Annotated in this window: 18 protein-coding genes and 1 pseudogene; 17 read left to right on the forward strand and 2 right to left on the reverse strand. The window is 42.8% G+C overall.

The features are described from left to right. Positions 1 to 66 precede the first annotated feature (66 nt). The 15 genes and pseudogenes from proB (at position 67) to NJD71_RS01125 (ending at position 16907) form a co-directional block, all read left to right on the forward strand. Complete coding sequence (gene proB / locus NJD71_RS01055; RefSeq protein ID WP_319050074.1) at positions 67 to 1239, forward strand: glutamate 5-kinase; 1173 nt, start codon at positions 67 to 69, stop codon at positions 1237 to 1239. Between the two features lie 232 nt (positions 1240 to 1471). After that, positions 1472 to 2608, forward strand: coding sequence for a uroporphyrinogen decarboxylase (gene hemE, locus NJD71_RS01060; RefSeq protein WP_319050075.1), 1137 nt, complete (start codon positions 1472 to 1474; stop codon positions 2606 to 2608). Positions 2609 to 2694: 86 nt separating this feature from the next. Further along, complete coding sequence (gene argC, locus NJD71_RS01065; RefSeq protein WP_319050076.1) at positions 2695 to 3762, forward strand: N-acetyl-gamma-glutamyl-phosphate reductase; 1068 nt, start codon at positions 2695 to 2697, stop codon at positions 3760 to 3762. 103 nt (positions 3763 to 3865) lie between these two features. Continuing rightward, entirely contained in the window at positions 3866 to 4732 is an 867-nt protein-coding gene (locus NJD71_RS01070) for a hypothetical protein (RefSeq protein WP_319050077.1), read from the forward strand. A gap of 186 nt (positions 4733 to 4918) precedes the next feature. Continuing rightward, positions 4919 to 5314 (forward strand): ATP-dependent Clp protease adaptor ClpS, encoded by a 396-nt coding sequence (locus NJD71_RS01075; protein ID WP_319050078.1) that lies wholly within the window; start codon positions 4919 to 4921, stop codon positions 5312 to 5314. 728 nt (positions 5315 to 6042) lie between these two features. Then, positions 6043 to 8437: pseudogene (locus NJD71_RS01080) on the forward strand (AAA family ATPase); the annotation flags it as partial. A 361-nt stretch (positions 8438 to 8798) separates the two neighbouring features. After that, complete coding sequence (locus tag NJD71_RS01085; protein WP_319050080.1) at positions 8799 to 9536, forward strand: uracil-DNA glycosylase; 738 nt, start codon at positions 8799 to 8801, stop codon at positions 9534 to 9536. 24 nt (positions 9537 to 9560) lie between these two features. Then, positions 9561 to 10124, forward strand: a complete 564-nt coding sequence (gene tadA, locus NJD71_RS01090; RefSeq protein ID WP_319050081.1) for a tRNA adenosine(34) deaminase TadA — start codon at positions 9561 to 9563, stop codon at positions 10122 to 10124. Positions 10125 to 10302: 178 nt separating this feature from the next. Beyond that, a complete protein-coding gene (cmk, locus tag NJD71_RS01095) occupies positions 10303 to 11070 on the forward strand; it encodes a (d)CMP kinase (protein WP_319050082.1) in 768 nt (255 codons plus the stop codon). Positions 11071 to 11366: 296 nt separating this feature from the next. Then, positions 11367 to 13055 (forward strand): 30S ribosomal protein S1, encoded by a 1689-nt coding sequence (gene rpsA / locus NJD71_RS01100; RefSeq protein WP_319050083.1) that lies wholly within the window; start codon positions 11367 to 11369, stop codon positions 13053 to 13055. 322 nt (positions 13056 to 13377) lie between these two features. Next, a complete protein-coding gene (locus tag NJD71_RS01105; protein ID WP_319050085.1) occupies positions 13378 to 13683 on the forward strand; it encodes an integration host factor subunit beta in 306 nt (101 codons plus the stop codon). 57 nt (positions 13684 to 13740) lie between these two features. Further along, a complete protein-coding gene (locus NJD71_RS01110) occupies positions 13741 to 14148 on the forward strand; it encodes a lipopolysaccharide assembly protein LapA domain-containing protein (protein WP_319050086.1) in 408 nt (135 codons plus the stop codon). A gap of 72 nt (positions 14149 to 14220) precedes the next feature. Next, positions 14221 to 14919, forward strand: coding sequence for an orotidine-5'-phosphate decarboxylase (gene pyrF / locus NJD71_RS01115; RefSeq protein ID WP_319050087.1), 699 nt, complete (start codon positions 14221 to 14223; stop codon positions 14917 to 14919). 246 nt (positions 14920 to 15165) lie between these two features. Then, complete coding sequence (locus NJD71_RS01120; protein ID WP_319050088.1) at positions 15166 to 15963, forward strand: metallophosphoesterase; 798 nt, start codon at positions 15166 to 15168, stop codon at positions 15961 to 15963. A 107-nt stretch (positions 15964 to 16070) separates the two neighbouring features. Beyond that, on the forward strand, positions 16071 to 16907 hold the full coding sequence (locus tag NJD71_RS01125; protein ID WP_319050421.1) for a histidine phosphatase family protein: 837 nt from the start codon (positions 16071 to 16073) through the stop codon (positions 16905 to 16907). A 142-nt stretch (positions 16908 to 17049) separates the two neighbouring features. On the opposite strand, the gene rpsT is transcribed toward NJD71_RS01125, so the two are convergent. After that, entirely contained in the window at positions 17050 to 17316 is a 267-nt protein-coding gene (gene rpsT / locus NJD71_RS01130; RefSeq protein ID WP_058024191.1) for a 30S ribosomal protein S20, read from the reverse strand. 463 nt (positions 17317 to 17779) lie between these two features. On the opposite strand from rpsT, the gene NJD71_RS01135 reads away from it, so the two are divergent. Both NJD71_RS01135 and rraA read left to right on the forward strand, forming a co-directional pair. After that, positions 17780 to 18481, forward strand: a complete 702-nt coding sequence (locus NJD71_RS01135; RefSeq protein ID WP_319050090.1) for an NAD-dependent epimerase/dehydratase family protein — start codon at positions 17780 to 17782, stop codon at positions 18479 to 18481. 180 nt (positions 18482 to 18661) lie between these two features. Then, complete coding sequence (rraA, locus tag NJD71_RS01140) at positions 18662 to 19198, forward strand: ribonuclease E activity regulator RraA (protein WP_319050091.1); 537 nt, start codon at positions 18662 to 18664, stop codon at positions 19196 to 19198. A 117-nt stretch (positions 19199 to 19315) separates the two neighbouring features. On the opposite strand, the gene NJD71_RS01145 is transcribed toward rraA, so the two are convergent. Beyond that, on the reverse strand, positions 19316 to 20950 hold the full coding sequence (locus NJD71_RS01145) for a BCCT family transporter (protein WP_319050092.1): 1635 nt from the start codon (positions 20948 to 20950) through the stop codon (positions 19316 to 19318). Positions 20951 to 21248: the final 298 nt, after the last annotated feature.

Consider the following 21248-nt stretch of genomic DNA (forward strand, 5'->3'; position numbering starts at 1 on the left):
GAGCTGATATACTTGAATGATTAAATTAATCCCTCTAATCAATTTATGTGAGAAAAAGGAGTTTATATGGCAGGTGACATCGCAAATACGACCGAAGAAGCAAGGTTTATTAAACAAGATCGCAACTTTGATATTCAGCGCGTTATTGTCAAGATTGGCTCATCGTTACTGACTAACAATGGTCGGGGGCTGGATCGTACTGCCATATATGAGTGGGCAAAGCAAATTGCACGCTTACACAAAAAAGGCGTAGAGGTGTTGCTGGTGTCATCAGGTGCCGTCGCCGAAGGTGTGGTACGTATGGATCTTGAAGAGCGTCCCAAAAAACTGGCCGCACTACAAGCTTGTGCGTCTATCGGTCAAATGGGTTTGATTGAAACATGGTGGTCAGCTCTGATTCAGCATGGTATTCAAAGCTCGCAGCTTTTATTAACGCATGATGATTTGTCGAACCGTAGCCGTTATCTAAACACCACAAGTGCGCTGACGCAACTGTTAGAATGGCGTGTGCTACCCGTTATTAATGAAAACGATACCATCACTATTGATGAAATCAAATTTGGTGATAATGATACGTTGGGTGCTATGGCAGCGGCAATGATCAATGCAGACTTGTATATTATCCTAACGGATCAAGAAGGGGTGTTTACTGACAACCCACGTGACAACCCCAATGCCAAAATGATCCGTCAAGAGCGTGCGATGGCTGATTATTTATTTGATATAGCGGGTGACGGTGGTAAGCTCGGACGCGGCGGTATGTTGACCAAAATCCGTGCGGGTCGTCTGGCTGCAATGGGCGGTTGTCCAACCGTTATTGTGAGCGGTGCGATTGACGATGTGATCACTCGTGTAGTGTCAGGTGAGGCTGTAGGCACGTTACTGACTACCAATGACGAAGATAAAATTATTGCACGTAAACAGTGGCTTGCAGCTCACTTGCGCATGGCAGGCAGTCTGATGGTTGATGCTGGCGCTGCCAAAGCACTCACTGAACACAATAGAAGTTTACTGCCTGTTGGCGTGGTAGATGTGCGCGGCGACTTCGATGAAGGCGACGTTGTAGAAATCACTCATCAAGATACTGGCGAGCGTATTGCAGTGGGGCAGGTGAATTTTTCATCGAATGATGCACGCCGCGTCGCTCGTGAGCGTACTGAACAGTTTGACAAGATTTTCGGTAACAATGAAGAACGTGTGGTTATGGTACATCGTGATAATCTTGCACTCACCGTTTAGCGCATAAGTTGTGTAGCCGCCTTTACTTTATCTAGCGTCTCTAAGTTTTAGGTACGTTAGATATTAGGTGCGTTAGATGAATTTATCAGCTACAAATAGGTGATAAACTTTGTCTTAACCTCAGTTGATGTAGTTCATACGCTATAACCGTTTATCATTTTATTCAATCTATTTTATCCAATACAGCATCCGTTAACAATTATGGATATTGTGTTACTCTGGAGATTTGTACATGAGTGCTTTAGACAATAGTGACTCGATTCAGCAGCAGTTTGCCCCTTTAAAAAATGACAGACTGCTACGCGCATTGCGCTTTGAACCCATCGATACCACGCCAGTTTGGATGATGCGTCAAGCTGGTCGTTATCTACCAGAGTACAAAGCCACTCGTGCTGAAGCAGGCGACTTTATGAGTCTGTGCAAAGATACAGATCGAGCTACTGAAGTGACGCTCCAGCCATTACGTCGTTTTGATCTAGATGCGGCTATTTTATTTAGTGATATTTTGACCATTCCTGATGCTATGGGATTGGGTCTTTATTTTGAAACGGGTGAAGGTCCTAAGTTCAAACACCCGATTCGTGAACAGGCAGATCTTGATAGATTGCCGGTACTTGAACCTAATGATTCTCTTGACTATGTGATGCGCGCCGTCACAAGTATCCGTAAAGCATTGAATGGTCAAGTACCATTGTTTGGGTTTTCAGGCAGTCCGTGGACGCTAGCTACGTATATGATTGAGGGCGGAAGCTCAAAAGATTACCGCTATACAAAAGGTTTTTTGTACAGTAATCCTGGTTTTTTACATCAATTATTGGATAAGCTTGCGACCTCGGTTATTGATTACCTAGATGCACAAATCGTTGCCGGTGCTCAGATTGTACAAATATTTGACAGTTGGGGCGGCGCACTTGGCCATCGTCAGTTTATTGAGTTTTCGCACGTTTACAACAAACGCATCGTCGCTGAACTGAAGCTGCGTCACCCGCGAGTACCGGTAGTATTGTTTACTAAAGGTGGCGGGTTATGGCTTGATAATCAAGCTGATAGTGAGGCTGATGTGCTAGGTCTGGACTGGACGATGCCAATTGACCGTGCGCGTCAAGTACTGACTGAAAGCCAGCGCCAATTGACCAAAAAACATAAAAAGCTGCAAAGTAGTAAAGCCATTCAAGGTAATTTAGATCCAGCAACACTATATGGATCACCAGCGACTATTCGTGCTGAGGTGAATGCGATGCTTGATCGTGCTTATGCAGATGGCGAAAAGACAGGCTATATAGCAAACTTAGGTCATGGCATCACTCAATGGGTCAACCCTGACAATGCCAAAGTCTTTGTCGATGCAGTACACGACTATAAAATCTAAAATTGGGCTTACTCTTGTATGGCTAGATGAGCCATGTAAGAGCCTATCGGTATTGTCTAGTAATTTTGAATAAAAGAGAATGTTTTATGATTTCAGCAGCTATTGTCGGTGGTACAGGCTATACAGGTATCGAGCTTATTCGCTTATTGTCTGCTCACCCTGAGGTTTCTATTGATTTGCTTACCTCGCGTAGCGAAGCTGGCACTCGTGCTGATGAAATATTTCCAAGTTTGCGCGGCATCTCTGACATTGTGTTCAGTGATTTGGGTGATAACACGCTGAGTGCACTACAAGAGTGTGATGTTGTGTTTTTTGCAACGCCACATGGTGTAGCGATGAAGCAAGCTGAAGCGCTCACGCAAGCTGGCGTAAAAGTTATTGATTTGGCTGCTGACTTTCGTTTGCAATCATTGACTGAGTTTGAGCACTGGTACAAACAGTCTCACGCCTGTCCTGAGCTGTTGAAGACAGCGGTTTATGGATTGCCTGAAATCAATCGTGATAAGCTTGCCAGTGCATTGTTAGTAGGTAATCCTGGCTGTTATCCAACCACTGCAATCTTGGGACTAAAACCAATCATCGAAGCACAAAATGAACATACAAAAAGGTTGATTGAGTCTCGTATCGTAATTGATGCCAAATCTGGAGTATCTGGTGCTGGTCGCCAAGCATCGCTTGCACTTAACTATGCTGAGACAACCGATAACTTCAAAGCCTATAGCGTTGAAGGTCATCGCCATTTACCTGAGATTGAGCAGGGTGTTGCACAGTTATTAGGTAGTCAGTTTGACCATCGTATCCGTTTCTTACCGCATCTGGTACCGATGATACGTGGTATGCTGAGTTCAATTCATATGGAATTGACTGATGAGGGTGTGGCTATTGATTGGCAGCAAACGTTTGAAGACAGCTACGCCTTAGAAAGTTTCGTTGATGTCATGCCAAAAGGTATTTATCCAGACACGCGCAGTGTGCGTGCTAGTAATCGTTTGCGCATTGCGATACATCAAGACAATGAGCGCGCTGAATTGACGGTTATTGTTGTACAAGATAATTTGGTGAAAGGTGCAGCAGGACAGGCCGTTCAAAATATGAATGTGATGTTTGGATTTGATGAGACAATGGGACTAAATTTTGCGCCTATTGTTCCTTAATACTGACTTTGTTGCGTTTAAGTCATTCATATTTATGATACTAGGTATTGATTATAAATTCCGCTATAATGACTTGCCCTTACTTTTAAGAGATACCCTCTAGATGCGTACTAAGCTTGAACTACGCTTTTTCTCGAAGTCAGCACGCTTATCGTGTCAAGTTCCTGTTCTATCTGATTTGGGATACAAAATACATTCCAATCAGGATGATAATGGTTTTGAACAGCATGTCGGGAGCAACCAACGCGGCGCATCTACGCTAGTACTGGCATTGTTCGTGGTAGCCGTATTGGTAACAGCTGTGGTTGGATTAGTATTTGGTCATAAGCTTGGCTATCAGCGCGGCTTTCACTCGATGGAAACACAAGCCAAACAAGCAATTATCGATGGTACTGAAGCGACAGCAGCACTTGAGGACTTGCGTCTCAGTAACAAGATAGCGACGAATCAGGCGGCAACTGCCAAGCAAGAATTGGCCATAAGCTTAGCGAACCTCAACGAGCTGCGTGAAAACCAGCAAGCGTTAACAGTAGAAAACAGACAAGTCACACAGCTCAATGAATTATATGCTGATGTCATTAGTGATAAAGGCGGTATGCCACTGCAAGTATTAGGCGCCAAGATTGAGCCACTACCCGAAAATGCTTTTGAGTATGGTTTTGACATCGGGATGCTTAGCAGCGATGGTCAGGCTAAGCGTCTTAGACCAACGTTGACACTGCTCAACAATGACGACCTTGTAGAAGTGCCTTTAGATCCTGCAAGCTACGCTATTGAAGGTATTGTCCGTATACGTGGTCGCTTTGTGATGCCATCAGGTTTCAAGCCTTTACAAGCAAAGCTTAGCTTGCAAGCAGGTGGGCAAGAGGTGGAACAGCTGTATGATTGGAGACTCGGCGATAGAGTTGATAACATGCTACCATCACTTTTAGATTTGCCAGAAGTCGATGAAAGTCCTATTTCGCAATAGGGACGTGTCCTAATAAACATCTAATAGCGATGATATAGCCAAAAGCAAAGTAGAACGATTATAGTCATAGAAAGTAGAGCGACTATAGTTAGTAATTATATTTTGCATCATGGCTCACCGCCTGCCTTTACAACTTCTTTTATTTTAAACTTACCTTATAATTATACTTTGATTATGATGAAAAAAATGATATCACAAGACATGCCAACAGCTGCTGATTGGCACTTTCCGCATATACCTGCGTATCGTGCCCAAGACGGCGATACCGATGATGAAACATCACCGCAAGCAGATGTATTGGTCGCAGAACCAGAAGTCGCTAAACCACCAATGTATGCAGTGGTTATGTACAATGACAACTATACGCCAATGGAATTCGTTGTTTATATTTTACAGTCAGAGTTTCGCCATACCATGGATTCTGCGGTTGAGATTATGTTGACGATTCACAATAGTAGCAAAGGCATTGCTGGCATTTACCCCAAGGATATTGCTGAGACCAAAGCCAAAAAAGTAAATAGCTTAGCGCATCGCGAAGGTTATCCATTGCTGACGCAGATTGAACCTCATCAAGGCGAATAAGCGTTTGTATCTGATTTTTTCATCAGTATTTGCCTTACCATGCCGAATTTTTTAACATATATCAACGGCTCGCTATCACAGTGAGCCTGACTATTTCTCTTCTCAGCATCTGCTTTTCTTTCGATACGTATTTTTCTAATCACTTCGTTTCAAATCTTCATTGCATCAACCATATTAGTGAGCAGCCACGTCGCTATGATAGACTTGATTTTTTCATAATATATCCTTATATATTAAAGTGTATCTATAAATAGCTTTGAATTCGATACTATTATGATAGCTGCACTATGATGATAGCTGCTTTGTTGGCTACAGAGCTATTTGGCATAGTCATTTGGCATAGTACTCAAATAATCCTCTCGATATTAATACCCCTAATAATCCATTCATTTTTTATCTGCTCAAAAATTTGAGTGTCAGTCGTTGCTGTTTAGCCTTTTAACACTTACTTTTTGTATGCTTTGATACACTTTAGTCTGCGTTAATAGATTGACTCCGTCCAAATATCGTGTTGATATAAAGACAAGCGACTATGAATTATCACAATCACTGCTAACTGGTAGATAGGTTAAGCATTCGTAAAACAGTCTTTACCACAAACAATATATCCACGGCTTGTAATAATACGAATATCACCCTTGAACAATCGATCTGCCGCCCTGATTTACTTACTAACTCATTCATAAAACTATCAATTATAAAGATAGATATAACCGTAGGAAGTTGTTATGTTAAGTCGTCATCTTGAAGTTTCTCTACGTTTAGCAATGACGCTTGCGCGCCAAAAATCGCATGAGTATCTTACTGTTGAACATCTGCTACTAGCGCTACTAGAAAACACCCACGCTGCCAATACGTTGACTGCTTGTAATGCCAATGTGTCGGCGCTACGGTCTGAGCTTGAAGCGTATATTAATAAGCATACGCCAACTATCGATGCAAACACGGAACAATCGCCGCAGCCAACGCAAAGCTTCGATCGTATTTTGCAGCGCGCTATTTTTCACGTGCAATCTATAGGCGGTGGTCGCCTAGTTGAAGGCTCTGATATTTTAGTATCTATGTTCTCAGAGCATGATACTTATGCCGTTTATTTGCTCAAAAAGCAGGGCATTAGTCGCCTTGAACTGACCCAGTATTTGTCACATGGTCAAGACAAAGAAGAGCCGTCTGAACCACGTGCTTCTATGTCTGGCGAGCGCCGCAGTGCATCTGAAAAAACCAGCAAAGATCCATTGGTTGAATTCGCGACCAATCTAAACCAACGTGCTGCAGAAGGTAAGACAGATCCTTTAATTGGACGTGCTTCTGAAATTGAGCGTGCAGCTCAAGTCTTATGTCGCCGTCGCAAAAACAACCCCTTATTGGTGGGTGAGCCTGGTGTTGGTAAAACCTCTATCGCTGAAGGTTTAGCATGGTTAATCATCAATGACAAAGCGCCAAAACCACTTAATGGTTGCGTGATCTATAGCCTTGATATTGGTTCACTGATCGCGGGCACCAAATATCGCGGTGATTTTGAAAAGCGTATGAAATCATTGCTTGATGCCTTAAAGAAAAAACCAAATGCTATTCTTTTTATTGATGAGATTCATATGATCATTGGCGCAGGGTCGTCGATGAGTAGTAATATGGATGTATCAAACTTAATTAAGCCGGCACTTGCCAACGGTGAGCTGCGCTGTATTGGTTCAACTACCTTTACTGAGTATCGTCAGGTGTTTGAAAAAGATCATGCACTATCGCGTCGCTTCCAGAAGATCGATGTAAAAGAGCCTAGCGTCGATGATACTATTGATATCTTACGTGGTCTCAAACCTCGTTACGAAGAGTTCCACAATGTCGAATATACCGACGAAGCATTAGTCACGGCAGTACAATTATCAGCCAAGCACATTCACGAACGTTTCTTGCCTGATAAAGCTATTGACGTAATCGACGAAGCAGGTGCTTATAAGCGTTTGGGCGTGGTACCTGATGTAGAGGACATTGATGCTGAAGAGAGCTTTATTGCCGATTTAGAGCAAGATTTTGATGCGCAAATCGATGCCGAAGCGGTCGATATCGCCGCAGATAATGACAGTGACAATGAGATGCAAGATGAAGCAGAGGCTGCTAAGGCGAATGACCGCGCTAAGTCTACTGATGGTGTGAAAGTAACAAAAGCAGCAAAACCGCCAATGAAAATCGACGTGGCTGATATCGAAGCTATTATTGCTAAGCTTGCACGTATTCCGCCTAAGTCTGTATCAAGTGATGACAAGAGCATTCTTGAACACTTGGATCGCGACCTCAAGCATCTAGTGTTTGGTCAGGATGAGGCGATTGCAACACTTGCTGATGCCATCAAACTGTCTCGTGCAGGATTAAAAGCACCAGATAAGCCAATCGGCTCGTTTATGTTTGCAGGACCAACAGGCGTGGGTAAAACAGAAGTATCACGTCAGCTTGCTAACTTGTTAGGCGTAGAGCTGGTACGTTTTGATATGTCAGAGTATATGGAAGCCCATACTGCCTCGCGCCTGATTGGTGCGCCTCCGGGCTATGTCGGGTATGATCAAGGTGGATTGCTCACTGAAAAAATCAACCAACATCCGCATTGTGTATTGCTTCTTGATGAAATTGAAAAAGCACATCCAGATGTGTTCAACTTGTTACTGCAAGTCATGGATCATGGTACCTTGACGGACAATAACGGCCGTGTTGCTATCTTCAAGCAAGTCATTGTTATTATGACGACGAACGTTGGTGCTGATAGTATCAGTCGCTCTTCTATGGGCTTTACTCAGCAAGATCATAGCCGTGATAATACCGAGTCACTCAAGCGCGTCTTTACGCCAGAATTCCGTAACCGTTTAGATGCGATTATTCAATTCAATCCCCTAGATACTTCAGTTGTCGTATCGGTTGTTGATAAGTTCTTGGTTGAGCTGCAAGTACAGCTTGATGATAAGCAAGTCACTTTAGAGATTGATGATGACGTACGGGATTATCTGGCTGACAAAGGTTATGACCGTCTGATGGGTGCGCGTCCGATGCAGCGCCTGATTCAGGATGAAATCAAAAAGCCATTGGCAAGTATGATCTTATTCGGCGAATTGGTGAATGGTGGGGTAGTGCACTTGACCTTGGAACCCAAAGCAGACGACACACAAGATGGCGATACCGTGAAGCTAGATAAGTCTACGGATAAAGGCTCATCTGACAGTCGAATCGTTCTGACAGTCGTTGAAACTCACGAGCCGCGTTCGGACTCTGAGTCAGTAGCCAGCTAAGCAGCTTACTGAGGCACTTACTACTAATGCGTTTAGTTCTAAGGTGCTGAGTTCGATTGAATGACAAACGGTTACCGTATGAATGCGGTAGCCGTTTTTTTATTGCTATAATTTACAAACAAAGCTCATATGGTTTTTTGTTACCATTAGCCTTTAAAATAAACCAATCATTGAGCCCTATCTCATAATAAATATAAAAAGGATTTACTATGGAACTGTTTGACGAACAAACAACCAAAACGCCAGAGCAAAAACAAGCTATTCTAGATAATGTCCGCTTGCCAGAAGACTGGAAGACGGCATTGGCCGATGAGTTGACGTCTGAAAATATGGATAATTTACGCGCATTTTTGAAAGAAGCTTACCAGTCGAGTGATAGCATCTACCCACCAGCACCACTTATGTTTAATGCGCTGAATCTTACCCCTTTATCACAGGTCAAAGTTGTTATCTTGGGTCAGGATCCTTATCATCGCCCAGGACAGGCTATGGGTTTGTCATTTTCTGTTCCTAAAGCCATCCCCAAGCCGCCATCACTTAATAACCTCCTAAAAGAGATGGCAGATGATATCGGTATCCGTCCGTCAGCGCATGGGGATCTGACCTATTGGGCGGAGCAAGGTGTTTTACTATTAAATAGTTCACTGACTGTACGAGAAGGCGAGCCGAATAGTCATCAAAATAAAGGCTGGGAGCAATTCACTGATGCAGTCATCGATGCGGTGAACGAACAGACAGAGCATACTGTGTTTATACTATGGGGTAGTAAAGCACAGAAGAAGGGAAAATATATTGATACCGATAAGCATCTGATTCTGACTGCAGTACACCCTTCACCCTTGGCAGCCAACCGTGGTGGGTTCTTTGGTACCAAACCTTTTTCCAAAACTAATGATTATTTGGTGCAATATGGTCAGACACCGATTGATTGGCAACTGCCACAATAGATGATGACCATATCGAGTACAAGTTTGAAACCTTATCAATCGTTGAGTCGTCAGCCAGATATCAAAGGTGTGCATACTAGTACATTTTGGTTAGCTGAAGATGCCAAATGGATGCAAAAAGCGCTGAGACTGGCTGAACAAGGCGCTGAATGTGGAGAGGTGCCAGTAGGTGCGGTATTGGTACATGATCAGCAGATCATCGGTCAAGGGTTTAATCAACCAATTGGCTGTCACGATGCGACAGCGCATGCTGAGATAGTCGCGTTGAGAGATGCGTGTCAACGCTTAGAAAACTATCGATTGCCACTACACACAACTCTATATGTGACTTTGGAGCCGTGTACAATGTGTATTGGCGCCTTGATTCACGCCCGTGTAGACAGGCTCATATATGCAGCGAATGAACCGCGTGCTGGTATGGTAGGTAGTCAGCTCGATTTATCAATTCAGCCTTTTTACAACCACAATATCCAAGTTCATAGAGGGTTGTGCATTGAGCATAGTAGTCAGATGCTAAAGACGTTTTTTCGTGAGCGTAGGCGAGCAGCAAAAAAGAATAAAAGTAAGGCTTTGATTGAAAATAACTAATAAACAAGATATCAGTCTTGGTGCTAGTGATAGCGTCTATTTTTTGCTATAATGTCGCCCTATTTGGTAGCGAACCTTTTGTTCTGCTACCAAACATATGATATATCAGTAAATATTACTTTATTGAGATTATGTGATAGATCCCATAAGTAGCAATTATTATTGTTGAGTAAGCACTATGACCGTCTCCACATCTGACAACGATTTGCTCAACAAAAGTGATAGCAAAGGTCATCTAACGCGCTATCCTGTGATCTGTATTGATGGCCCTAGCGGTGCAGGAAAAGGTACGGTCACTTGGCGTTTGGCACAAGTACTGGGTTATCAATTGTTGGATTCCGGGGCGTTATATAGAATCGTAGGACTCAAGGCATTTGAAGCTGGATTAATAACCGCAGATGCTAGCCAACCAATTGACGAAGATGCTGTATTAGCACTTACAAAAAGCTTAGATATAGCGTTTGTACCGAACAATGACTCAGGACGTGTAGACATCATCGTGAATGGGCAAGCAGTAGGTGAGCAAGTACGCAATGAGACAGTCGGTGGATATGCGTCGCAAATTGCAGTGTTTCCACAAGTTCGTCAGGCCTTACTCACATTACAACAAGACATGGCCACACGCTCAGGGCTTGTCGCTGATGGTCGAGACATGGGAACGGTTGTATTCCCAGATGCGGATGTCAAAGTGTATTTGACTGCCAGTGCTGAAGCGCGTGCTCAGCGCCGTGTCACTCAGCTGATTGATGCGGGTCAAACGGCAGATTTTGAAGCGATTTTATCAACGATCAAAGCGCGTGATGACCGTGATGAAAACCGTAGTACAGCGCCATCAAAACCTGCAACGGATGCTTTATTACTTGATAGCTCTACACTTAGTGCTGATACTGTTTATGAGCAAGTAAAGAAGCACTGCCAAGATCAAGGTGTTTTTTTTAGTAGTTAATTAAAGAGTAATAGCTAGTAAAAACAACATATTAAGTACCAAAAAGTTCAACACAAGCTTTGTTTTTGATGTAAAATTATATAGTTAGGATTTGATTTTTTAACTGGACTGAAATAGTTAGCTGAAAAACTCAAACAAAGACAGTTGTTGTTAGTAATTTCGATGATGTGCTTACTAACAACAAACGTTTTTTTATATGACTGTATGAGATATAAAACCAGTATCCTCGTTTTATACAGTCATAAATCTGATCCGTACTGTGCTGGACAGGATACGGCTATACAAAGGTAGACATAATGGAATCATTTGCTGAACTATTTGAAGCGAGCATCGAAGAAACAGGCCTAGATATCGAGCGTGGCTCGGTTATCAACGGTACTGTTGTGGCCATCGATAGCGATTGGATCACAGTAGATACTGGTCTGAAATCTGAAGGTATCGTCGCTCGTGAAGAGTTTTTAAGCGAAGAAGGCGAACTTGAAGTTGAAGTTGGCGATAGCGTTGATGTCGTAGTTGAAGCGGTTGATAACGGCATGGGTCAAACCTTGCTGTCACGTGAAAAAGCTAAGCGTGTTGAAACTTGGAACTTCCTTGAAAAAATCGCTGACAATGATGAAATCGTAAAAGGTATCATTTCAAGCAAAGTTAAAGGCGGTTTCACTGTAGATATCGGTTCAGTACGCGCATTCTTACCAGGTTCATTGGTAGATGTACGTCCTATCCGTGATACGACGCATCTTGAAGGCAAAGAGCTAGAATTCAAAGTCATCAAACTTGACCAAAAACGCAACAACGTTGTTGTTAGCCGCCGTGCAGTTATGGAAGCTGAAAACTCAGCTGAGCGCGAAGAGCTATTGAACAAGCTTGAAGAAGGCATCGAGATCGAAGGTATCGTTAAGAACCTTACTGATTACGGCGCGTTCGTTGATTTAGGTGGTATCGATGGTCTATTGCACATCACTGACATGGCATGGCGCCGTATCAAGCATCCATCTGAAGTTGTTGAAGTTGGTCAAGACCTAAAAGTTAAAGTATTGAAGTTTGACCGTGAACGCAATCGCGTAAGCCTAGGTCTAAAACAACTTGGTACTGATCCTTGGGACAACGTTAGCGGTACTTACCCAGTGGGTAGTGTGGTTAAAGCACGCGTAACCAACCTAACTGACTATGGTTGTTTTGCTGAGATCTCTGAAGGTATCGAAGGTCTAGTACACGTATCAGAAATGGATCATACCAACAAAAACATCCACCCATCTAAAGTTGTTCAAGTGGGCGATGAAGTTGAAGTAATGATTCTTGATATCGACGAAGAACGTCGCCGTATCAGCTTAGGTATCAAGCAGACTCTAGCTAACCCATGGGATGAGTTTGATAAGAAACATGAGCGCGGTGATAAAATCACTGGTACGATCAAATCAATCACTGACTTCGGTATCTTTATCGGTCTAGACGGTGGTATTGATGGTCTTGTTCATCTATCTGATATCTCTTGGAACGAGACTGGCGAAGATGCTATCCGTAACTACAATAAAGGCGACACTGTAGAAGCTATGGTATTGTCTGTAGATGCAGAAGCTAACCGTATCAGCCTAGGCGTGAAACAGTTGAGCTCTGATCCATTTAACGAATACCTAGTTGGTAACGACCGCGGTGCTGTCGTTAATGGTAAAGTAAAAGAAGTAGACGCTAAAGGCGCTACTATCGAGCTTGCTGACGAAGTTGAAGCCTATCTACGTGCTTCTGAGATCCAACGTGACCGCGTTGAAGATGCAACCAAGCATCTGAGCGTTGGTGATGACGTTGAAGCGAAAATCATCAGTGTTGATCGTAAAACACGCAACATCAACTTGTCTATCAAAGCGAAAGACGAAGCTGAAGAGCGTCAAGCGATTAAAGATCTTGGTAGCACCAATACTACTGCTGCTCCAGGTTCTGATGCACAGCCGAAAACTATTGGTGACTTGATCAAAGAACAAATGCAGTAAGCTGTAAGTTATTGATATAGTAGTAATATAAAAAAGCGACTTCGGTCGCTTTTTTTTTGATTAAATTTTGATAGGGATAATTAATAGCGAAGGTTTTTGGCTAAATGGACAAACTCTTATTCCTATTTACCGCAATATCCGCTATCATTTGCAACATTGAGTAACGAGATGTGAGCATCAGTGTATGCAGAGCTATAACCTAACTCTAGCCATGAATGTATTTTTTAATGAATAGCTAATCATTAGCTATTAAATTATTTACTAAGCACACGATACTGTTTCATCATCAGTTTATCCATTAATCAACAAGGCAAGTGTAATAATGCAGCAAGCGATCAACAAATCTGAATTTATTAGTAATTTGAGTGCGAATTGTGACAACATGGCAGATACTACTGTCGATGATGCCGTTCGTGAAATATTAAATTTAATGACTCATACTTTGGCTAGTGATGGTCGAGTCGAGGTTCGCGGGTTTGGTAGTTTTTGTCTACATCATCGCCGTGCTCGTGTGGGACGCAACCCTAAGACGGGTGAAAGTGTACCAGTCCCAGCCAAAGCCATTCCACACTTTAAACCAGGTAAGGCTCTGCGTGAAGCAGTCAACGATAAAGTAGCACATAGCTAATATTTATCTATTATTGACCAAGCACACCTTATCATTCTAAACAGGGGTAACTGTCTCATGCGCTTTTTACTATTTGTATTGCTGTTCTTGAGCTTTGTTTATTCGCTTGGTTTGGTATTAGCAAATAATACCGAGGTTGGAGTCAATTTACTGTTTTCGCAAGCGCCTACGATGAACTTGGGGCTGCTACTCATCCTGTGCTTAATGCTCGGTATTGTCATTGGCATCTTGCTGTCATTGCTTATATTCCGTGTCTTACAGAATAGATGGGAAATATCACGTCTAAATAAGGCGAACACACATTTAAAAGAGCAGCTGACGCAAGCCAATGCGGTTATTGATCGTCAAGCAAGTGCGCCAACGGTGGATGAAGCCGTTTATGGTGCGAGGACTACTAATGTCCAGGGCGCCGCGGAAACTGACTTGAATGCTGGTGGTACGCTGTCCAAGCGTAAACGTGACTAGCTTACTGAGCGATAGCAGTACTGCTGACCTCAAAAATATAATGCTTTGATAATTCTGACATATGGCAAAACCATGAATAACATGATTAATTCTCCAGTGATTGTTGCCCTAGATAACATGACTCTGCAAGCCTCTTTAGCGTTAGCTGATCAGTTAGATCCAACATTATGCCGATTGAAAGTAGGCAAAGAGTTGTTTACTCGCTGTGGCCCTGAGGTTATTAAGGCGCTACACCAGCGTAATTTTGAAGTATTCTTAGACTTAAAATTTCACGATATCCCTAATACGACTGCTCAAGCAGTAGTGGCTGCAGCCGAACTTGGTGTGTGGATGGTGAACGTCCATGCAAGTGCAGGTCTAGAAGCTATGTCTCTGGCAAAACAACGTTTGCTAGATAAAGATCTTGATACATTGCTCATTGCCGTTACTGTATTGACCTCAATGGACAATGAGGCGCTGATGCAAACAGGTATTACTGATGGCTTAGATATACAAGTGAGCCGTTTAGCACAATTGACTAAGCAAGCTGGTTTGGATGGTGTGGTTTGCTCTGCACAGGAAGCAAAGGCACTTAAGCAGCTCTGTGGTCTAGACTTTAAGTTGGTCACACCTGGTATACGGCTGGCTGACGACAATGCTGATGATCAAAAGCGCATCTGTACACCGAGTCAAGCATTGATAGACGGTTCTGATTATCTGGTTATTGGGCGCTCGATTACTCAAGCGACAGATCCTGCGGCTAAGCTGAACAAAATCCTTCAGAGTATTTGATATATAGTGTTTGTAGTAGTTAACAGTAAAAAGGCAGCCTGAACGGCTGCCTTTTTACTGTTCGATGACAGATAGAAAGCTGCTACACTGTTTAGTCTTATGCTTCATAGAATTTTTCAAGTATTGTCGACCATAGTGAGTATTTGGCTTGCTAAGCGCTGGCTTAAAGAGTGAGGCTGCACTTGATGTACGTTTGTATGCTAGTGAGATGGTCGATAATGACATTACTGGATGATATTGAATAATATGAAATTACAGATATTGAGTGACTTACATATTGATAGTTATGTGCGCCAGTCGCAGCCTATCGGGCATATTCCTAAGACTGATGCAGATATCGTATTGGTAGCAGGAGATACCGCCAATAGTGATAAGGGTATGCCATGGCTACAAGAGCAAGCAGCACGCTTACAGGTGCCTTTGATTACTATCGCAGGCAATCATGAGTATTTTGATGAAGATGTACTGAGTTTTGACCAAAACCTTGCGACTTGGGATAACTACAACACAGCTTCTGGTGAGGGTGTCCGTGTCTTACAATGTCAGCACATTGATATTGGGGACGTACGGATCTTGGGCTGTACGTTATGGACTGATTACCAGTATCATGCTAATGAAGACACCATGGCTGCTGCTAAGCATTTTATGCGTGATTATAAGCAAATCTATGCTGGTAAAGAGATGTTCTCGCCTGAAATCTCAATGCAAATTCATGCAAAACACCGTCAGTGGTTGCAACAAGCATTGATCACTGCCAAAGCGCTGGGTAAAAAGACCATAGTAATGAGCCATCATAGCGTTAGCGCATTGTCCGTGTCCAAAAAATACGCCAACTTACCGAGTAATGCGGCCTTCGTTAGTGATCTATCTGGATGGATGGATGAGGACTGGGCACCAATGCTATGGGTACATGGACACACTCATGAAGCCTTTGATTATCAGATAGGCAATACGCGGGTAGTCGTCAATCCAAGAGCCTATCCCAATGAAGTTAGTAGTACGGCCTTAGCATTTGCATGGGATAGAGTCATCGATATTGGTTAAATTAGCTTTGATATAACATTAAAATACTACCAAATATTTACAAGATATATTGCAACTGAATTTGTATGTTGTTCATTCCTGACAAAAAATCTGCTACGCTTGCTACCATGAGTAAATATCTGAATGATACCCCATCAAAAATATCTACTGACAAGCTTGCGAGTCATACACCAAGTGCGCCCGCGCCATCACATCTGCCAGACAGTATGATTCCCTCTGTCAGTTTATTGCCTGAAGACAAACGTCTGATATTGTTTACTAGGCATTCTTTGCGTGAGCGCTCTGATGGCAATGGGTTTGCCAGTTATCAGCTACCGCTGACGCCTAAAGGTCGCGTATTGGCTAAGTCTTGGGGGCGTTGGCTTGCAGGTCACCTCCCATACTCACTCGATGTCGATAGTATTTCAAGTCCGATTGGACGTTGTATTGATACCGCGCAGCTGATGCAGGAGGGGGCTGGTCTCAAACGTGATATTGCACATCAATCACTATTGGTTGAGCCTGGTAGCCTCGTCACTGAGCCTGAAATAGCAAATCCAGTATTCAAAGAGATTGGGGTGCTAAACTTTATCAATCGCTTTTTGCAAGGCAATCTTGAAGGCACCAAAAATGCCTATCAAGGTGGTCTTGATATTCTATCGCTTTTTTATCAAAACCAACCACAGCACGGTCATTTAATGCTTGCTGTGAGTCACGATACATTGTTGTCTGCATTTTTAGCAGTGATGTTTGATTTGGTTGAGATTGACTGGAATGACTGGCCAAAGATGATGGAAGGGGTGTTTTTGTGGTTTGATGATAAACCTTTTGATCAGGCAAATGCGCATTTTATCTGGCGTGGTCAAGTATATACACGTCCGATTAGTTCATTGTTGAATGGGTATCGTGCAGCAGGGTATCACCCAAGTAAACTGCTATTACCACCAGGGGTGCAATGGACATAAGATTTCATCAAAAAATGGTAATGACGTTCCACTAGATATATATCGAGTAGGCATAAAAAAACCTTGCCCCGGTATGAGAACCAGTGGCAAGGTTTTAGTCATTACGCTATAAAAGCGTGATGCGGTCTAAACAATACAAATCTTAAGCTTGTAGGCCTTTGATTGTTTTGTTTAGGCGGCTCTTACGACGAGCAGCTTTATTCTTATGAATAATACCTTTGTCAGCCATACGATCAATAACTGGTACCGCTTTTTTGTAAGCTTCGGTAGCCGCGTCATAATCTTTAGCTTCGATAGCCGCATCAACACGTTTTAAGTAAGTACGAACCATAGAGCGTTGTGACGCAGAGTTCTGACGACGTTTGGTGTTTTGACGGGCGCGTTTACGAGCTTGTGCAGTATTAGCCACGCGTATCTCCTTGATAAAGACAGATAAAAATATGAATGTTGATTGCAATAATGGGTTTAACAATCATCGGTGACGAGCAGCCGTCTCGTCAAACATGATGTCGATGCCTAATATTAAAGTATCTAATATAGATAGACCATCGTAAGCGCCAGAACTGTTTGGAATAATTAAACAGCGTTGACGTGTAAAGCCGGTTATCTTAGCAAATTATTGAGCACAGGACAATATATTTGATGATTAATGCTCAAAGAAGTGGTGTAATTTTATAAATTTGGCTCATTTAGATAACGAAACCAATCATAGACACTAGAAGATATAAGTAGCTGATAAAATCTTTTACAATATATTGTGCATAATGGCGTCAGCTGGCTATGAATTTAGGTATGATATCCTAACGATAGACCTTAGCATGGGTCATTCTTCATCAATACAGAATTTTTAATGTCATATAAGTGGATAGAGTATGCAGCGAAAAGCAATTGTGATTGGCGCAACGGGATTGGTAGGGCAGCATTTGGCAAAACAGCTGAGTGAGCTTTATGACACACTGATTGTGATCGCTCGGCGCCCGCCACGCTACATTAATGCCAGCATGCGATTTTATCAGGTTAATGATTTTGAAAACCTCTCTGAGGTGTTCGCAAGCGTCGGTGCTGACCGAACGACAGATGCCTTTAGCTGTCTGGGTACGACCAAAAAACAAGCGGGTAGCGATGAGGCTTTTCGAAAGATAGATCACGATTACAATGTCAACTTTGCCAAACTATGCCGTGATAAAGGGGTAGAAAACTTCTTTCTACTGTCGTCGATGAATGCTGATATCGACAGTCGGTTTTTGTACAATCGTGTTAAGGGCGAGACTGAGCAGTCTATTATGGCATTGGGCTTTACGCAATTGGTGATCTTACGACCTTCGTTATTGCTAGGCAAACATCAAGGACGTCCGCTTGAGAGTATTGGTCAAAAAGCGTTTAAGCTGATCTCGCCTTTGGTCTCAGAGTCGCTCTCACTACATCCGATCTCTGCCAAACGTGTCGCTAGTGCTATGGCGATGAGTGCGCATGAGATCTATCATCGTAGTAAATACCGCTCCGAACCTCAGACCCAGCAGACAGACATTATCGAAAACAAGAAGATGCTGTCAATGACTCGCGTCAAGAAATAACGGTATGGTGTCTTTTGAATGCAGAGTACGTTCTAAAGTTGCCATACGAGACTGCTCATCTAGAGTGAACATCTACCAATAATACGAGCCTAAAATTACAACACTGGCAGAAAATACAGTATTTTTAGTTGGCATAAAGATATTAACGAGCAAACTCATTAATGATAAGGAGCAGAAGAAATGTCAGAATCAATGGAAATGAATAGAGAGAATTTTGTGACTTGTGATTTATTGGATGATAATCCTGAGTCGCAGGTATGCTTACCTAATATAGAAGGTAAGTCGTTTCATAGCTTTGGCGCAAAAGATAAGTTCTGCGGCGAAATCGTGACTGTCAAATGCTTTGAAGACAATAGCCGCGTTAAGTCACTATTGAATAGTAATGGCAAAGATGAAGCGGGCAACGGTAAAGTGTTGGTCGTCGACGGCGGCGGGTCTATGCGCTGCGCACTACTGGGGGATATGATTGCGCAATCAGCCATCGACAATGGCTGGGCTGGAGTGATCGTATATGGGTGTGTACGTGATGTTGATGACATGGCAGCGATGAATATTGGTGTCATGGCGCTTGGTTGTATTCCGCGCAAGTCGACCCGACGTGATGAAGGCCAAACAGATATTGAAATCAGCTTTGGTGATTTAACGCTCAACTCAGGCATGTTTGTTTATGCAGATAACAATGGCATTATTGCAAGTTATGAGCCTTTAATAGCGTAAATTATTATTGGTCTGAACTTCATATAATCACTAACAAATATATATCCCAAACGACTATAAAGAAAAAACCCAGTTCAATGACAGAACTGGGTTTTTTGATTGAAAATAAGCAAACCGTTAATATTTTTCAAGCTCCGAGAGCATCTGCTCACGTGCTTTATAAATTCTGCGTAAGCCAAGCCACAAACTAATACACATCACGATCAATACCGAGGTAAAAGGTAGGCCTGTGCTTACTGAGCCTGCTTGGATGGTTTTTAGAGCTTGTGCGCCGCCGCCATAAAGAAGCGCAATAGCAATAAGACCTTGAGCAACCGCCCAAAATATACGCTGGTATATTGACGCTTCAAGCTTACCACCCGCTGTAATCGTGTCGACAACCAAAGATCCTGAGTCTGATGAGGTCACAAAAAACACCATTACTAGAATGATAGCAATTAAAGAGGTAATGGTCCCTAAAGGAAGATTTGCTAGCATCTGAAACAAGGTTAAGGACGCATCACTAACCCCACCTGCCAGCTTACCGACTTGGTTGTCATATTGGCTCAATCCTGACTGTCCAAATACCGTCATCCAGACGATGGTTACTAGGGTAGGGGCTAGCATCACTGAGGTAATAAACTCACGCACGGTACGACCCTTTGAGATACGCGCAATAAACATACCTACAAATGGTGACCAGCTGATCCACCACGCCCAATAAAATACGGTCCAGCCGTGAAAGAACTCACCATCACTGCGGCCTATAGGATTAGATAAAGGGATGATATAAGTTGCATAATCAATAGTGGTGGCGCCGATTTTGCTTAGAAGCCCGAGTGAGTCTCCGACGAAGAATACGAACAATAGTAACGCCAAAGCGACCAACATATTAACGTTACTCAACAGCTTGACCCCGCCATCGAGACCACGTGCCACTGATATTGTGGCAAGCGCAGTGACGACCACTATGATGGCAATCTCAAGTGAATTACCTGCAAAATCCCAACCAAACAAATAATTGAGTCCACTGGCTGCTTGTTGAGCACCCAAGCCTAGTGACGTTGCTAAACCAAATATCGTCGCTAGTACGGCCAATATATCAATAATATGGCCAGGTAACCCCCACGTCTTTTCTTTAAAAATAGGATAAAACACGGAGCGCATGGTCAATGGAAAGCGGAAATTATAAGCAAATAGGGCCAATGACAAACCAACGACGGCATAGATACCCCAAGGATGCAAACCCCAATGATACATCGTTGCACCCATAGCAGCACGATATGCTTCAGGACTGCCTGCGGTTACGCCAAGTGGTGTACCTGCCCAGCCGCTTGCATAAGCCAATGGTTCAGCCACACTCCAAAACATAAGACCGATGCCCATACCAGCTGCGAACAGCATTGAGAGCCATGAGCCCCGGTTGAAATCAGGTTTGGCATTGATACCGCCAATTCGGATACTACCATAGGGTGACACAATTAATATCAGACTAAATACCACCATGATATTAGCGGTACTGATAAACAGCCAATCAAAGCTATTGACCACCCAATCCTGAGCACCATTAAGCCAAGCGTTAGCTATATTAGGTAGTAATAATGCAAACAAAACAAAGCCAATAACGGCAAACGCGGTAAAGAAGAATACAGGCCTGTGTAAATCTAACCCTAATATCTCAGTGTTGTTTTCACCAGTGGTATGCTCAGTGGTATAGAGTCTGCGACGGAACTTGTCGAGAAGATGCTTTGGAATCTGTTTTTGCTCGTTCATAGGTGACGAATCTCCTGATGAGTTAGCTGAGCTGGACACCGTCAAAGTATCGACTACTTATTAATAGTAAATAGTTTTTGGCAGCTACAAGCTTTAAATTTTAGGTGATATAAAAGGGCTTCTAAGGATCTATAAATCGTAAAAGCTACTGAGTAGTTGACACTCAGTCAGAAGCCTTTATAGGAGATAATTGTTTAAGCTAATATGCGAAAGCATATATAGAAACAATAAAATGCTAATAATAGAAAGAGAGCTCAAAACAATAAACGTTAAGATCGGTAATTATAAAAAGCGTGCC

Origin of the sequence: Psychrobacter sp. PP-21, from assembly GCF_033790785.1 — a bacterium.
In the GTDB taxonomy this organism is placed as follows: Bacteria; Pseudomonadota; Gammaproteobacteria; order Pseudomonadales; family Moraxellaceae; genus Psychrobacter.